The sequence below is a fragment of the Faecalibacterium sp. i21-0019-B1 genome (assembly GCF_042852915.1).
GTDB lineage: Bacteria > Bacillota > Clostridia > Oscillospirales > Ruminococcaceae > Faecalibacterium > Faecalibacterium taiwanense.
Genome location: NZ_AP031425.1, coordinates 83746 through 100100, shown reverse-complemented (window position 1 = coordinate 100100; position 16355 = coordinate 83746). Strand labels below are relative to the sequence as shown.

Here is a 16355-nt window from a genome sequence, read left to right as displayed (position 1 = left end):
CGGCACTTGTTTGAATGCCCGGAAAACGAATCAAGAGCCTCTGTCGATGCCCGGTTGGGTGTCGGCAGAGGCTCTTTTTTATGACATATTCAAAATAGCGGACAGCAGTTCTTGAACCTGTTGCCGGTATTCCGGCTTTATGTCCGAAATACGTCTGGCAAGCGCAAGGGCTTCCGCTTCTGGATCGTCAGTCCCAAAAATAATTCGGTCTGCGCTGACGCCGAGCAAACGGCAAAGACGCTGCAAGGCTTCAAGAGAGATACCGGATGCACCACGCTCAATGGCACTCAGGTGATTCGGCGTCATGCCAAGCATTTCTGAGAGCGTGTCCTGCGTATAGCCCGCCTGTTCTCTTGCCACTTGAATATTGCCGCCGATTTCAATATTGATATCCTTCTTCTCTCGCATAGCCTCACCACCTTTGCATTTAGTGTACCTAACGGCGGTGTCATTATCCACGGTACGCCGTCGTTGTTTTTGCTAACGACAATGCGTTGACTGTCCGTGATGAGGGTGATAGAATGGAGTTACCTACCAAAAGAGCGAAAGAAGGGGTGTCATGTCGCGCATTATTGAGTTTAGAAAGTCTGCTCAAAAAGCTGAAAAGAAATCCGTTCAAGGCAAGACTTGTGCGTTTACCGGTCATAGACCGCAGAGTCTTCCGTTCGGCTTTGATGAATCCGATAAGCGTTGTACTTCTTTGAAGTCTGTTATGCGGGGTCAGATTGTAGCACTCATCGAGAACGAGGGCGTCACGCATTTTATTACCGGCATGGCTCTTGGCGTCGATATGTATGCTGCGGAAATTGTACTCGATTTGAAATCAAAATACCCTCACATTACTCTGGAAAGCGCAATCCCTTGTGAGACACAAGCGATCAAATGGTCTGTGGCTTCACGGGAACGGTATTATAATATCGCGGCAAAGTGTGACAAGGAGACCATGCTGCAACGGGAGTACACGCCGGACTGCATGGACAAGAGAAATCGGTACATGGTCGATCACGCCGATTATATTCTCGCAGTATGGAATGGATGCCCCAGCGGTACCGGGAATACCGTGAGATATGCCCACAAAAAGGGCAAGACCATCATCGTCATCAATCCGGTTTCCCTTGATGTCACGCGGGAATAAGGCAAAAATCCCACTCCTGAATCATGCGTTGTGAAAACCGTGAAGTATTTCCCGATAGCGAATACACATTGCATTACTCAGTGATTATTGGAAACGTGTACGGCGTATGCTGCCCAGTGAACATCTCCACGGAACACTTTGAATTTTCGCGGCTTCGTAAAACGTGAAGTATCACCTTATGAACAGTCCCTTGCCGAGAGAAAAATAAATCGCTGGAAACGGGAACGCCCCCGGCACTGTGCGTCTGGCACAGTGCCGGGGGCGTTTTTCCGTGTCCTAGTTATGAGCCAGTTCATTTAGGAGCAGCTTTCGATAGTCTACATCCAAGATGCAGCGATGGAAGTCCATCAAACGGTGTTCGTCGAACAGTTTTTCACAGAGCTTGGTCAGCGGATGATTCATCAGCTTTGCAGAAATGCCAGTCTCGTTGAAAAACCTTGCCCATGTGAAGACCTCTTCTAAATCCTCCTGCCCAAGCGTGGCAGGAATGATGGCGTTGCAGAGACGGACAATGGGGCTGTCCGCAAATCGCTCTGCGACTTCCCCCGGTGTGCATTCATAGAGGTCATAGTCAAAGGAAAGCGCATCCTCAATTTTAAGATAATTTTCGGTTTCATCCCGCGTCAAGGTTATAGTGTAGTCTCCCATACCGGACGGCACATCAATATTCTCCATGACATCAAGCTCGTAACGGGATCCGCCGATGATCGCTTCAAAGGAGAAGGACTGACAGATTACTGCTGGGTTCTTGTCTATCTTGTCCTCATTCAGAAAGGACAGCGGATTGTACTCTGTTAGTTCCCAGTCGATTTTTCCTCTCTCTGTTTGTTCGGCGATCTGCTGGATCAGATGTCGTTCTTCTTCGCGCAGATTTTCATTGTACAACATGATACACCTCCGTTTTCTGATTTCCTTTTTTGGGGGCTGTTCTATGTTTCCGAAGAGAATGCCGTTTGTACCACCATTCCTTGGCTGAGGGCAGACCTTCGTAAAACTTCCTCAGTTCATCCGGACTGCTTGTACGATTCTTGATAGGCAGGGAGTCCCATGTGATGTCATGATAGCGTTCCGGCGGCTCGTCCCGCAGTCTTTCTGCGCTTTTTCCGTTCCTCCGATGTATTGAATCCAAAATAGAATCTGTTGTCCATCCACATTCCTCCCGGAATAGAAACCAAGGCTATCCGCGTTTCAGTTCAATGCTGACATTTCCGTTCTCGTCGATGGTCAGCGTCATGTGCCTGATGTGCTTCTCATAGAACTGCCGTCGCTCTGCGGGAGACATTTCGATCCTCGTGTTTCGCAGAGCTGCATCAAACATATCGTTGACATTCAGGTGGATGGAGTTGTCGATCCAGCGATACATCTCCTTGAACAAAGCGTTCTTCTTGATGTCTTCGCTGTTGCCAGAATAAAAGTCATCCAGATAGCAGTAGAAAATACCGGCATCTGCAAGTGCCTCTTTCATGTCCGGACCGCATTTCTCGCGCTCAATCATTACAAGGAAATGCGCATCTGGCAGAGACGAGATTAAGCCCCAATAGTCTGAATCGCTGGACACGATAACGAAGGAATCTACATCGTTTTTATAATGTTCCTGACAGGCTCGTGCCGTCAGCTTTATATCTACAAGAGATTTGTTCCGCTTAATACGCTCGATCATAATATGCTCGACCGGAAGTTTGGTATAGCTCTCAAGGATTCTCCATGCGGTTGCTGTGTGGACATCATCAAAGAGAATGACAGAAGAGATTTTCTGCATGACATCATAATCGAGGTTTTTCAGGGTTGCGCACAGCTTGTACGGATCCGAGTTCTCGCAATCCACGACAAGCACGGTTTTTTCGCTATCGTCGATGAAATCGTAGATATTGTTCTTTACAAAAGCGCCAGCATCCGAGACCTTACTGTATTCTGTAAATGCGTCGTTGTGCCATTGATAGAGCAGCGTTGCAAACTTCTTGTCGTTATAGAGGACATTGCCCTCGTCCATCGGTACCCAGTTGATGTACATTTGATAGGGGTAGTAGGAGAGACTTGCGTAATAGATGTCCGCAGCATCTTTCGTTCCGTCCTCTGTCAAGCCGTTTGGCATGATGAACAGCTCTTTTATGTATGCCCAGTTAATCCAGATTGGAAAGAGGCTTTTACAGTTGTTGATGCGATCAGAGATCAGACGGTTGATTTCGATTATATGGTGGCAGAGCCTTGTGCTGGACTTTTTGATGAAGTTAATTCCGTCATGCGAGAGCTGCTGCATACAAATTGGAGGAATAATCTCCGGAATCGAAAGCAGCCCTCGGTACTCCATCCGCATGATGTCATTGATTTTACGGTAGTTTCTCTCTATGGACGTCCGTATGATACACAAATTGCGGATGATACGGGCATTCTTGTCTTTATCAAGCTGCTGGTATATTTCGAGTTTTGGAGGTTCGTGTTCATTTTCAAATATCCGCAGCGGGACGCCGATCAGAAACGCCACCTTAGACACAAGCTCATAGGTGCTGTCCTTATAGGCAAGCGGCTCTCCGATGTATTCAATCTCATTTTGCATGACTGAATTGCCCATGCTCTACTCCTTTCTCGTGGTGTAGTTAAGCTATCATTACATTGTCCGTCCACATCTCACACTGGCTCATGACAGTCTGAACGGCATCATCCATGCCCTCTGGCGGATATTTGTGCTTTTTCAGCAGCCTTTTGACCAAGCGCCGCATTCCAGCTCTTGCACTTTCTTTCTTTTGCCAGTCTATTGTGCGGTTTTTACGAAGCAAGTCCGTCAGTTCCTTCGTGATTGCAATAAGCTCATCATGCTCATAGAAATCTTTGATGGCTTGTGGTTTTGTGAGAGCATCGTAGAAGGCAAGCTCGTCCGCTGTCAATCCGAGTTTTTCTCCTTCGGCAGCAGCGGTAGCAATGTCTTTTGCCAGCTTGAGTAGTTCTTGAATAACTTCCTCATTGGTGAGCATTCCGTTCAGGTAACGGTTCATCGCACTCTGAATGATTTCGGAGAACTTCTCAGACTTGACGATGTTTGTTCGGCGGTAAACAGAGACCTGTTCGGAAATCAGTTTTTTCAGGAGTTCGACTGCAAGATTCTTCTCCTTCATGTTTGCCACTTCTTCAAGGAACTTCGGATCGAACAACGAAAACTCAGTCTGGACATCAGAGAAAAGGTTGATAACGCCTTCGCTTTTGATACTGTGCTTCAAAAGTTCGTTAATGCGCTCATTTACTTCCGGAAGCGTAAACTTCTTTCCGGTACCGCCTGAAACCAAGCGCACGGTCATTGTTCTTACGGACTCGAAGAAAGCTGCCTCCATTCGAGTTTGCTCGTCTACCAAGCTGCTGCACAGCGAAAGTGCCTGCTTGAGAAGCAGGGCTTCTTTGATAAACACATTCTGTGTCTTCTCATGGTCGGGAAGCTCGTACTCTGCAACACTCTTGCCGAGTATGAAGTTCACTCCGCCGCTGATGAGCTTCGCCCTGTCAAGGTCGCTTCCGGTCATGAATTTCTCATAACTGAATCCGTGGAACAAATCTCTGCAAATAGAGAGCTTTTCAAGGAACTTCGGATATGCAGCCTTGCTTACATCTGTATCACCATAGTTCTTCTTGTCTCTGGCAGTATAGTCGTTCATTGCCTGTTTCAGTGCAGCCGCAATACCGACGTAATCGACAACCAAACCGCCTTCTTTATCTTTGAAGACACGATTGACGCGGGCGATAGCTTGCATCAGGTTGTGTCCAGCCATCGGCTTATAGACATACATCGTAGCAAGGGAGGGAACATCAAAGCCGGTCAGCCACATATCCACGACGATGGCGATTTTCAGCGGAGAGTTGTTGTCTTTGAATTTCCGCGCCATATCGTCCTTATGAGCTTTGTTGCCGATAATCTCACGCCATTCTTCGGGATCGTTATTGCCTTGCGTCATGACCACTGCAATCTTTTCCGTCCACGCTGGGCGCAGCTCAAGAATGCGCTTATAAATCTTCATTGCTATGGGACGCGAATAAGCAACGATCATCGCCTTGCCGGTCAGGATATTCTCACGGTAATTCTCGTAATGATCAAGAATGTCATTTACCAAGGAATTGATCGTCTGGTCGGCACCGAGGATTGCTTCCATCTGACCAAGTTCCTTTTTGCTCTTTTCAATGACATACGGATCGGCGTTGTCGGCCATAATGTCATACTCATTATCGATCAGATGGAGGGTGTTCTCGTCGAGTTTCAGGTGAATCACACGGCTCTCGTAGTAGACGGGTCTGGTCGCGCCATCTTCAACTGCCTGAGTCATATCATAGATGTCGATGTAATCACCGAAGACCTCTCGTGTACTGCGGTCTTTTGTGGAGATCGGTGTTCCGGTGAATCCAATGTAGGTCGCATTAGGAAGCGTGTCTCTTATAATGCGGGCAGTGCCGATAACGGTTTTCGCCTCGACTTCGCCGTTGTCCTTCTGCTTGACCACAACCTTCTCATTGAGACCATATTGCCCACGATGCGCTTCATCAGCCATCACGATAATGTTCCGACGCTCCGAAAGAGCTTCGTTGCTTTCTTCAAACTTCTGCATGGTCGTGAAGATTATGCCGTTTGCCTGTCTGTTTGCAAGCAGTTCTTTCAGATTCTTGCGGCTCTCAGCGTGCTGCGGCGTTTGCCGGAGGAAGTCCTTGCAGCGGGCGAATTGTCCGTAAAGCTGGTCATCCAGATCGTTACGGTCGGTAATGACGACGATAGTGGGGCTTTCTAACGCTTCTTGCAGATAATGAGCATAGAAGACCATAGACAACGATTTTCCGCTGCCCTGTGTATGCCAGAAGACGCCACCCTTACCGTCCGTCACGGTTGCGTGTTTTGTAGACTCAATCGCCTTTTTGACTGCGAAATACTGATGATACCCGGCGAGTATCTTGAATGTATTCTGTCCATCCACATTAAAGCAGATGAAGTTTTTCACGATGTCAAGGAAGCGGGTCTTCTCAAACAGTCCTACAAAGAATGTGTCAAATGATGCGTGTTGCGTATTCTCATAGCTGCCGTCTGTTGTTTTCCACTCCATAAAGCGGTCTTCGCCGGACGTGATTGTACCAGCCTTTGAAGTGGTCAAGTCACTCATGACACATACCGCATTATAAATGAACATAGAGGGAATCTCATACATATAGTTCCGGAGCTGACGGTATGCTGCGGAAGCGTCGGTTTCTTCGCGGGACGGAGACTTCAACTCCACAATGACGAGCGGGAGACCATTGACAAAGAGGATCACATCCGGTCTTTTTTCGGAGTTCTCAATGAAAGTCCACTGATTCGCAACTGTGAACTCGTTACTGGCGGGATTTTTGAAGTCTACAAGGTAAACAAGGGTAGAGCGTTCTTCACCCTTGTCATAGTATTTTACCGGAACCCCGTTTTGGAGGTAGTCCATAAAGACCATGTTCTTCTGCAAGAGCGTTCCGGTTTCAAAGTTCTTGAGTTTGTAGATTGCCTCCGTCAGAGCGTCCATAGGCAGGCTCTTGTTGATCCGCTGCAAGGAAGGTAGCAGAACATCCTCATAAAGCGGCGAGTGATAATCGCGCTCCACGTCCGGTCCATAGATATAGTTATAGCCCAGTTCTTCATTGAGAAGCTGCAAGACAGCGTTCTCGTAATTTGATTCTGTAAAATATCCTGCCATAGTTTTGTCACTCCCTTTTACGCCAGACTCGCCCCAAACTGATCCAGCGTATTTTCTGCATCTCTGTCAGTGACAGGCTTATTCATTGCCTTTTCAATCAGATTGAGAAGACTCTTTGCTCTGTCAATGAAGTAGCCATTGAAGTTATCTTCCTTCAATTCTGCATAGTTGATAAAGTGCGATTCCACCCGTGCTTGCAACTCATTCTCAGTCAGTCCATCAACCTTTTTTAGAATTGCCCCCAGATACTCACTCGGCGCATTTCCGCCAATCGAGCGGTTGGTGGCTGGAAGAATCGGCGTCTTGTTAATGATGGAATTATACCGTTCGCGCTTGATGCCCATTTTCTCGCAATATGCTTCGGGGAATATATGGTGAATATCCGGAGACTCAAGCATACTGTTTACAATGTCAATCGTCGTGTTGTTCATAAAGTCACGACACTTCTCCTTGTAAAGAAGAGCCATTATACCTTTATATGCCGCGCTCAAGCGAGTTTGAAGGGTTAGCAGCCGCGTAGAAGAAAAGACTGCGCTGTTAATCGTGTGCATTGCATTCGGACGTCCATTGACATCTTCAACCATGTCCTCAATGTCATAGGCATAGCGGGTTTCGTTCGCACCGCCATACATCTCACCCAAAATCCCGCACCAATACCACCGAGAAAGAGTTTTGATTGTGTTTGGCTCATTGCATTTGGATTTTCCGAGAACAGCGCAGATTGCCGCAAGTGGAATCAACTGCGTTGTATAGGGCAAATCTCTTTGACGGAAAACGCACTGATCCCGAAGAAGAAACTCCTTTGCGATTTTGAACCCAGACAGCACTGCATCCCGGTTCGCTATGTACGATTCATAAGGAAGTCCCAGAACATCTTTCTTTTTGCAGGAGATTGTGTTTGTCTTTCCAGACTGCTTGTTCAAATAGCTTGTATAGAGACAAACCGTTGTCAGGAAGGTAGTCTCATCAATCCCATCGAACAGGTCTGTTCTCAGCGTGTCACCGAAACCGCAAATTGTATTTCGACACTGCACCCAGTCTTTTCTCAGGTCAAAGTCTCTTGTGGCATAAGTTGCGGTAACAAGCTCAAACACCGTGAGAGGAACACCGCCAGTATTGACGTTCTCAAACACCTTGCATACCGCCTCTCGCGGCGTGGACTTGTCCAGCGTAATCACAGGCAGCTTATACCCGGAAATTGTATTCAGCACATCCGCCTGAAAACGCTTGAACTCGTCCATTGCTTCCGGCTTCATTCCATAGTGCGTCATGTAGCCCATGAACCAGTCCATTACGGCATTGCTATCGAACACAATATTGACCGGAAACAACTTGTTCTCGTATTCATACTCTCTGGTTGAGAGGTCGAGCTTCACATCACGGTCAAAGTTCTCTTTAATCTTGCGGTCTTCGGGGATGGACAGGACTGCATCAAAGCGATCCTCATCATCGTCAAGGCACTTCTCCATAGAGAGGTAGTAGTACCGCTTAATCGCCTTGCCTTTTTCCGTTTTGGTAGAGACCGGCTCTTTTGAGGATGTTGCCTGATAGATGGAAGTAAGCCGCTGCTGACCATCGAGAATCAAATGCTCCGGCTTTACTGAAACACCCTTCACACCCGTAATTGTACGGTATTTGAATTGGATGTCCGGATTGCCGTATTGCAGCCGCATGATGGCACCCATAGGATAACCCTGTGATAAGCTGGCGATGATGCCTCTAATCCGGTTATCATCCCATGTCCAGTCACGCTGAAACTCCGGCAACTGCATTGAGCCGGACTTAACCTCCGCTAAAAGCTGACTTAGGTTTGTATCAAGAGATTGTGGTGAAATAATCACGTCTGCGCCTCCTTCATTGAGTTTTACTGATCGGACGAGCCCAGTCTGCTTTCCAAATCTGAAATATCGCTGCGGATGGAAGAGATGTCCGACTCAATATCGTCAACCCGCTCGGATAAAGAAGCCTGCTGACTTTGAATGTACTCTATCTGTGAGTATAAGCCGCGCACTGCCAGAATCAATTCTACCTTCAGCCCCTTATCATCAAGGGAGAGAAGGCGTTCTTTTTCAGCCTGTATCTTTTGAGCCTCCTGTTGAAGCCGCTCTTCCTCACGAGTTGCTTCTGCTGCGGCTTTCTCAAGACGAAGCCGTTCCTTTTCAAGCCGCTTTTTCTGGCGCTCGTCTTTGCTTCTTTTCAAGCTCTCCTGAACTTTATCAAACATGGTATATCCTCCATATCAGGTAAACGATAATTTACAACAGCAGGCACAGGCTCTGTTTACTCAATGTTATGAACAAGCGGATGTTAGTGTCCCATTTACTGATCTCATCCAGGTGCTTGGTGGTGGTACACCAAAAACTGGCGAAGCATCGTATTGGAATGGTGAGATACCTTTCTTTACGCCAAAAGATGTCGGTACTCCTTACACTCTGACAACTGAGAAAACAATTACTCAAAGTGGTCTGGAACATTGCAACAGCAGACTTTATCCCGTGAATACTGTTTTTGTTACTGCACGAGGAACAGTTGGCAAAGTTGGACTGGCTGGTGTACCGATGGCAATGAATCAATCATGTTATGCCCTTACAGGAAAGAGCATTAGTCCGCTTTTAACTTATCATTATACATTGATGACAGTTGCACACTTGAAACACAAAGCAAGCGGAGCTGTTTTTGATGCAATTATCACGAGAGATTTTGAAACGGAAACTGTTAAAAAGCTCTCCGATACACTGGCAGAACAGTTTGTTGCTGTGGCATCTCCCATTTATGAGTGCATCTTGAATAATTCACTTGAGAGCCAAAGATTGGTTGATCTGCGTAATGCACTTTTGCCTAAGTTAATGTCTGGTGAGCTTGATGCATCAGACATTGAACTTTAAGCAGCTACCGCATGTAAATTATCGTTTATCTGCTCGTTGCAGGTGATCTTATCTTCGAGGCATTGCATCGTTTGTACGATAACTTCTTGTACAGCAAGCGAAGGAACGGGTATGGTCAAATTGGCAACTTCGGAAAATGTAATCTGAGGGAATGTGCCAGATCGCGTTTCAGCTAACAGTTGAAGTTCTGCAACTGTGGAACTATTCTTCAAGAAATAGTATAGGTACTTAGGAGATACCACATCCTTTTTTGCACGAATTACCATCAGTTTAGTTGAAGCGATATAGTCTATGGGCGAAAAATCCACATAGGCAAACCGCCTGTTCTGTGGACGGATCTCGCTATATAAAATATCGTCTCGCTGAAAAGTCTTCTTGAACTGCCCTTTCAAATTGGAGTTTGGAACTCGTTCGTGGTTGAGAACTCTACCCTCTAAAACGTCCGAGGTATTGATAAGCGTCACCATATTCTTTTTTTCGCGATAAGTGTCCGAAATAGACGAACAAACTTCACCAACGGGCATATATATTGTTCCATTCATACTACCCACCATCCTAACCGATGTATTTTCTATGTGCCAGCTTCACATTCTGTTGTTTCACCATTGCATAGTGCATGGTGGTGTCGATTTTCTGATGCCCTAAGAGCTGCTGGACTTGCTCTATGGGCATTCCTTTGTCTATGGCAGTTGTAGCCAGTGTACGCCTGAACTTGTGAGGGTGAACCTTCGGGATATTCAGACGCTTTCCCAATTCCCGAAGGCGTGTCTCCACTCCACCGATCATCAATCGGTCAAAGGGTTCTTTCAGAGAAACAAATAAAGCTGGGTTTCCATCCGTTCGACCCTCAAGATAGTTTTGAAGGTGGATCTTCGTCCTTGCATCGAAGTAGACCAATCGTTCTTTATTGCCCTTGCCGATAACAACACATTCGCGTTCGTTGAAGTTGATGTCTTCTCGGTTTAGCGTGACAAGCTCACCAACACGCATTCCAGAGGAAGCCAGAAGATCAATCATCGCCAAGTCTCGTGCTGTTGTGCAGTTGTCACGCATCAGCTCTAACGCTTCATCGGTGTAGGTGTCCTTGACCACCTTTGCAGTCTTGACTTTGTGAATCCGGCGTACCGGACTTTTCACAATGAAATCCTCATCTTCAAGCCATGAGAAGAAGCTGGACAGGATCCGGCGGATGTTGTCTATGGTCACTTTGCTCGACCTGCGCTGAACTTGGTAGCTTGTCAGATAGCGGCGCAAATCATCTGTGGTGATCTGTTGCACAGCCTTTCCGACTCCGGCAATCAGAGATTCAATCGTCTTCCGGTAGTAGCTTAGGGTTTTCTCTGAGCAGCCTTCGATCCGTTTTGCCGTGATAAATGCTTCGACTGCATCTGTTTCTTCTGCTGGAATTGAGCCACTATCATAGGTGATCGTTGCCCCTTCCAATGTCTCAGCCATTGCATCCCGAAGGTGCATGAGCTGTTCGTTGTTAAGATACGGCAGCATTTTTCGCTGTATCTCCGTGATGAGTTGTTCTGTCATTGTCGTGTCTCCTTTCGAGGTAAGAGAACGACATTCAGTGGCAGTTCCTTTTGTAAAACTCTCGCCACTGGTGAGAGTTATTTAGACGGTAAACGATAATTTAGCAGCTTAGAGCTGGACGGCAGAGACGTCGATCTCGCCGGACATCAGCTTGGGTAAAAGACTATCCCGAAGTCGTTTGAGCTTGTCGTTTTCAATGGCGTTAATCCGCATTTGAGCGTACATCGGTGAAACGAGAGACTGAAACTCTGCCAGCTCGTCCTCCGAAGGAAGAATTAACTCATAAGAGAGCGTGTCCGACGGTGTTGTTCTTTGTCTACTGCCCGTTGAGCCAGTAACATGACTACACATAAAGTCGGAAAAGGAGCCGCTGTCTATGACTGAGTACAGGAAATCCGTAATAGATTGATCCTTTGCTTTATAGACGATGAACTCCGTAGAGCATACTGCATTCCCGGTCAGACAATACGGCTTCCAAACACGCTTCGTTGTTGGGTTGAGTTTTGAGATCATGAAGCACGAGGCATCAATGATGAATTTATTGCTCTTGATGGATGTGGATAGCTCAAAGACCGGAAACCTCGCCTCATCAAAAGCTGGAATGCTATAATGCTCAAGCAGTATCTCAGGCTCTTTCAGTGGGTTGAAACTCTTATTTGAGATTGTCGCAACCTCTCCAAGAGTTACAATACGCCAGTCGGAAGGCAAATCATTAGGCGAAACAGTCTCAAAACGCTCATGATATATTGCTTGCGCTTGCTGCTCTAAATTATCGTTTACCTTTTCGTTTGCAATAATCTTTGCATCAATAGAGGAAAGAATTGCAGCTATCACTTTCTGCTCTTGAATCTCTGGACACCGGATAATACATTTCATCAATTCTGGCTGGCGCAAGCCAATTACGGTCGTACCAGTGGCACGTCCATCCAATTCACTTTGAAATTCAGGGGTTGTCATGTAGTAATAGATAAAACGTGCATCGTATTCAGGCTTAATTCTGACACAGAATAGACGTTGACTAAGAACAATCTTCTCGTCGCTATCCCAGAAGAAAATCTGTCCAAATGGAGCCTCTGATGTAATGAGAATATCGCCGCGCTGAACTTCATCCTTCATCCACTTTCGATACAACGATTCGTCAATATATCTGATAGTTTCAGCCTGAACGATGCGTCCGGTTTTGATGTTTTTCGCGGATAAAGCTCTATATCCTTGTTTGCACCAATCACCACCAAGTTTTTTGGGCGTCTTGCCTCGATAATCAATAACAAGCTCTGTGATTTCACCAAGCGCGAAGTGGTTCCACTCAGATGTCATATCCAATCGCCCCCAATCGTTCTTTGATCTGAGCTTCAAGCTCATGAGACTTAGTGAAAAGCTCAGACAGTTCAGAAGTCAGACGCCCCATTTTCTCTTCAAACGGCTCACCGTCATCTTCCTGTTCCTCAATACCAACATAGCGTCCCGGAGTGAGAATGTAATCCTGCTTTGCAATGTCCTGTGTAGTGACAACAGCACAGAAGCCCTTTTCATCTTCGAGTGTTCCGTCAACGAAGGCATTGTAAGTGTCGGCAATTTTCTTAATGTCTTCATCCGTCAGTTCTCGCAGCTTTCGTGTGACCATAGTACCGAGCTTCCGTGCGTCGATGAACAACGTTTTGCCTTTTTGCTTCTTGTTCTTTGCAAGGAACCAGAGCGATACCGGGATCTGCGTCGTGTAGAATAGCTGCGTCGGCATTGCAACGATACAGTCCACAAGGTCAGCATTGATAATGTTCTTGCGGATTTCACCTTCACCGCCGGACTGCGAAGAAAGCGAACCATTTGCAAGCACCATACCGATACGTCCATTCGGAGCGAGATGCCAGATCATGTGCTGCAACCACGCGAAGTTTGCATTTCCAGCAGGAGGCGTACCATACTGCCAACGGACATCATCAACGAGCTTATCCGCACCCCAGCCGGAGAGATTGAAGGGCGGATTTGCCATAATGAAGTCTGCCTTGAGCTGAGGGTGGCAATCGTTAAAGAACGTGTCCGCATTAAACTTGCCGAGGTCGGCTTCAATACCGCGAATGGCAAGATTCATCTGCGCCATCTTCCATGTGGTCGGGTTGGAGTCCTGTCCAAAGACGGAAATCTTGTTGATGTTGCCGCCGTGATTTTCGATGAACTTTGCGGACTGAACGAACATACCGCCAGAGCCGCAGCACGGGTCATAAACACGTCCATTAAACGGCTGCAATACTTCAACAAGGGTACGCACGACACAAGAGGGAGTATAGAACTCACCGGCAAGTTTTCCTTCCTGTTCAGCAAACTTAGAGAGGCAATATTCGTATGTACGACCGAGAATGTCCTTGCTGCTCCCATGCTCGATCATCTGAATGTTGGTGAAGAGATCAACCACTTCACCAAGCCGCCGCTTGTCCAGTTCCGGACGGGCGAAGTTCTTAGGAAGAATATCTTTGAGACGCTTGTTTTCTTTCTCTATACTGCGCATTGCATCATCAATCACCGTGCCAATTTCCGGCGTGTGAGCGGCAGCAGCAATCGCACTCCATCGTGCATTCTCAGGGACAAAGAAGATGTTTTCGGCAGTGTATTCGTCCTGATCCTCTTCAAATCCGTCGCCTTCTTCAACCAGTTCCTTGTACTTTGCCTCGAAGCGATCAGAAATGTATTTCAAGAAAATCAATCCGAGAACGACGGACTTATATTCGGATGCGTCGATGTTTCCGCGCAGGACGCAAGCCGCGTCCCAGATTTGTTTTTCAAAACCGATATTGCTTGTGTTATTCTCAGCCATTTCAGCAACCTCCAAAGTTATAGTTTCACACTTACTATTCTACAAAAAGAGCTGTACGAAAAACCGGACTCAGTTCTTGTCCGTTCGCACAGCCTCACATATATCTCCGATGTCACAGTTCAAGTAATCACAAATGCGCAGCAAAATAGAGAGGGACACTTCTTCCCCCTTGTTCAGTTTTGTCCAAGTTCCGGATGAAAGGTTAAGCTCCTTCCGAAATGAGGACTTCTTGATGTCACGGTCAATTAGTAACACCCAAAGTTTTTTATAGCTTATTCCCATAGTCTATACCCCTTTACTCGTTCGCTAATTACGACCTCCACCATATTATACACGAAACCCTCTTCTTTTGCAATCAGCCTATTTGTAAATCAGAAGGAATGCTGCAAGTTCTTGATGTTTTTGCTACTCAAAAAGCGAGACGGTTATCAACGACAACCGCCTCGCTTCATTCAATTATTCCCGCTGCGAACTACGCTGATAATCGTGTTCCTGCTCTGTACTCGGCTTGAGGAAATCGTCCACGTTTGCCTTCATGGTGTCGATCATCCGCACCTCCTTTTTGAGCCTTGCGCGTTCATCGTAGAGCCGCTGCTGTTCCTCCAAAAGCTGTTGTTGCTCCGCTTGCAGTGTCTTCAAGCTCGGCAGCTTTTCTTCTCCCTGCATGGCAAGCAATGTGCTTCGCGCCGCCTCAAAGATCACAAGCTCCGCTTCGTGCTTTGCCTTGAAGCTCGGCTTATCCTTCGCCTTCTGGAAGGCGTCATACACGGGCTTGAGCCGCTGATAGTTGGAGATATTTTTGATAAGCGGCTGAACTTCCCGTAGACGCGCCTCAACGCCTTTCAGCTCCTTGCCGGTGCGTTCATAGGAGTTGTGAACATCCTCGACCTTCTTCTCAAGATCGGCGTATTGAAGCAGATTGTTTTCCGTGAGATAGTTGAGTGTCCGTGCCGCTTCCTTGAGGATAGTGAGCTTTGCTTTATGCTCGTAACCCTTGCTGTCGATAAGCCTGATCCGCTCCTGAATATCTCCGATGAGAGAGATGCCCTTCGGCGTGGTCTGTCTCTGACTTCTTCGGGGCGTCCGTCCGGCAATCCGTTCCTTGATGCGTTCCTCGGTGTAGTTCTCTCCGATGGTTTTAGACCGGGTAAACCGCTCCTGACCTTCAGCGCGAAAGGAGATGTATTTGCCCGGTTTGATTTCATAACCGGCTTCCTGCATGAGCCGCAGAAAGTCATCGTAGTCCTTTGCTGTGATGACAAGCCGGTCGATGGTCTGCTTGAGCTTTTGCTTCCAGCTCGTGCCGCGTTTGGCTTCGGTATATTCCTTGTAGTCCATGCCCTTGTTCTGCGACGGAGGGATCACAGACAGCCCGTGTTCCTTGCATATCTCATCACTGAGTTGACGCAGCTCACGATAGGTTCTCTTGTTGCTCCGGTAGGCATGGAAGTCCACATAGTTCACGGCATTGAAGATGATGTGATTATGGCAATGCCCCTTGTCGATGTGGGTTGCAATCACATATTCGTACTTGCCCTTGAGCCATTCGTCCGCAAGCTGCTTTCCAACTTCATGAGCCTCTTCCGGCGTCACTTCACCGATGTCAAAGGACTGAATCAGATGACGGGCAAGTACCTTCGGCATTTGCATTCCTTGCTGCACTGCAAGGTTTCTCGTCCACTCAAATTCTTTTGCCGCCGCATCGCTTGCAGCACATCCGTAGGACGAAACATAGAAGGCATCGTCGGTCTTCTGCGGGTCGAGAATATAGGCGAGAGCTTTATTTACAGTTCCTCGGATTGGCTTGATTTTAGTAATTGCCATATCTCACCCTGCCTTTCTTTCAGCTCTGCAATATCGTCCGCATAGAAGTGTCCGGTGGAGTTGATGCGGCGGCAAATCTGATTGATGTTTGAGGCAACACGGCTGACTGCGGCGGCAAGTTTCTTCTGCTGCGTATAGTCCACCTTGATGATATAACCGTCAATCGCCATCTTCCGGAGATATGCTCCCATGTTCTTTGTTCCAAGCTGCGCCATCTTTGCCTTGATGATTCTTTTCTCATCATCGGAAACGAAGAAGAGTATCTGATTTGGTCGCGTTCTGTTTGCCATAGGCGTTCCGTCCTTTCGTAAAGGAAGAGGGTTTGGGAGACTTCCCAACAAGCATTTTTTTCGATTAAGGGGAGGGTTTCCTTAATCAGAAATCGCCGTGTGTATATACACCGGCTGTGCTTGCTATTCTCTAAAATCGTATTCCCTCGTAGAGACTCCCCGTAAAATACCCCTTCATATAACAACGGA

Annotated in this window: 15 protein-coding genes; 2 read left to right on the top strand and 13 right to left on the bottom strand. The window is 47.1% G+C overall.

The genetic code is table 11. The features are described from left to right. Window positions 1-78: 78 nt before the first annotated feature. Window positions 79-408, bottom strand: a complete 330-nt coding sequence (locus ACGHP1_RS00465) for a helix-turn-helix domain-containing protein (protein WP_033121893.1) — start codon at window positions 406-408, stop codon at window positions 79-81. A gap of 151 nt (window positions 409-559) precedes the next feature. On the opposite strand from ACGHP1_RS00465, the gene ACGHP1_RS00460 reads away from it, so the two are divergent. Further along, window positions 560-1135: an SLOG family protein gene (locus tag ACGHP1_RS00460; RefSeq protein ID WP_390507164.1), complete on the top strand. Its 576-nt coding sequence runs from the start codon at window positions 560-562 to the stop codon at window positions 1133-1135. Between the two features lie 276 nt (window positions 1136-1411). Here ACGHP1_RS00460 and ACGHP1_RS00455 read toward each other — a convergent pair whose 3' ends face one another. The 5 genes from ACGHP1_RS00455 to ACGHP1_RS00435 all read right to left on the bottom strand — a co-directional run bounded on the left by ACGHP1_RS00455 (window position 1412) and on the right by ACGHP1_RS00435 (window position 9043). After that, complete coding sequence (locus ACGHP1_RS00455) at window positions 1412-2023, bottom strand: hypothetical protein (RefSeq protein WP_390507162.1); 612 nt, start codon at window positions 2021-2023, stop codon at window positions 1412-1414. A 289-nt stretch (window positions 2024-2312) separates the two neighbouring features. After that, on the bottom strand, window positions 2313-3704 hold the full coding sequence (locus tag ACGHP1_RS00450) for an NYN domain-containing protein (protein ID WP_390507160.1): 1392 nt from the start codon (window positions 3702-3704) through the stop codon (window positions 2313-2315). A 25-nt stretch (window positions 3705-3729) separates the two neighbouring features. Further along, window positions 3730-6819, bottom strand: coding sequence for a type I restriction endonuclease subunit R (locus ACGHP1_RS00445; protein WP_390507158.1), 3090 nt, complete (start codon window positions 6817-6819; stop codon window positions 3730-3732). Window positions 6820-6836: 17 nt separating this feature from the next. Next, entirely contained in the window at window positions 6837-8660 is a 1824-nt protein-coding gene (locus ACGHP1_RS00440) for a DUF262 domain-containing protein (RefSeq protein ID WP_390507156.1), read from the bottom strand. Between the two features lie 23 nt (window positions 8661-8683). Further along, the gene (locus tag ACGHP1_RS00435; RefSeq protein ID WP_390507154.1) at window positions 8684-9043 is read right to left on the bottom strand and encodes a hypothetical protein; all 360 of its coding nucleotides are present in this window, start codon (window positions 9041-9043) and stop codon (window positions 8684-8686) included. Between ACGHP1_RS00435 and ACGHP1_RS00430 the strand changes: the two genes are divergently transcribed. Then, window positions 9042-9704 (top strand): restriction endonuclease subunit S, encoded by a 663-nt coding sequence (locus tag ACGHP1_RS00430; protein WP_390507152.1) that lies wholly within the window; start codon window positions 9042-9044, stop codon window positions 9702-9704. The genes ACGHP1_RS00435 and ACGHP1_RS00430 overlap by 2 nt on opposite strands. Here ACGHP1_RS00430 and ACGHP1_RS00425 read toward each other — a convergent pair. The 7 genes from ACGHP1_RS00425 to ACGHP1_RS00395 all read right to left on the bottom strand — a co-directional run bounded on the left by ACGHP1_RS00425 (window position 9701) and on the right by ACGHP1_RS00395 (window position 16166). Further along, window positions 9701-10246, bottom strand: a complete 546-nt coding sequence (locus tag ACGHP1_RS00425) for a restriction endonuclease subunit S (protein WP_390507150.1) — start codon at window positions 10244-10246, stop codon at window positions 9701-9703. The two genes, ACGHP1_RS00430 and ACGHP1_RS00425, sit on opposite strands and share 4 nt — an antisense overlap. A 13-nt stretch (window positions 10247-10259) precedes the next feature. Beyond that, window positions 10260-11243, bottom strand: a complete 984-nt coding sequence (xerA, locus tag ACGHP1_RS00420) for a site-specific tyrosine recombinase/integron integrase (RefSeq protein WP_390507148.1) — start codon at window positions 11241-11243, stop codon at window positions 10260-10262. Between the two features lie 108 nt (window positions 11244-11351). Continuing rightward, window positions 11352-12560, bottom strand: a complete 1209-nt coding sequence (locus tag ACGHP1_RS00415; RefSeq protein ID WP_390507146.1) for a restriction endonuclease subunit S — start codon at window positions 12558-12560, stop codon at window positions 11352-11354. Continuing rightward, on the bottom strand, window positions 12550-14052 hold the full coding sequence (locus ACGHP1_RS00410) for a class I SAM-dependent DNA methyltransferase (protein WP_008816155.1): 1503 nt from the start codon (window positions 14050-14052) through the stop codon (window positions 12550-12552). The genes ACGHP1_RS00415 and ACGHP1_RS00410 overlap by 11 nt, the downstream gene beginning before the upstream one ends. Window positions 14053-14121: 69 nt before the next feature. Then, complete coding sequence (locus tag ACGHP1_RS00405; RefSeq protein WP_390507144.1) at window positions 14122-14334, bottom strand: helix-turn-helix domain-containing protein; 213 nt, start codon at window positions 14332-14334, stop codon at window positions 14122-14124. 174 nt (window positions 14335-14508) lie between these two features. Then, window positions 14509-15876 (bottom strand): relaxase/mobilization nuclease domain-containing protein, encoded by a 1368-nt coding sequence (locus ACGHP1_RS00400; protein WP_390507142.1) that lies wholly within the window; start codon window positions 15874-15876, stop codon window positions 14509-14511. Further along, complete coding sequence (locus tag ACGHP1_RS00395; RefSeq protein ID WP_118480153.1) at window positions 15837-16166, bottom strand: plasmid mobilization protein; 330 nt, start codon at window positions 16164-16166, stop codon at window positions 15837-15839. Before ACGHP1_RS00395 ends, ACGHP1_RS00400 begins: the two co-directional genes overlap by 40 nt. Window positions 16167-16355 lie beyond the last annotated feature (189 nt).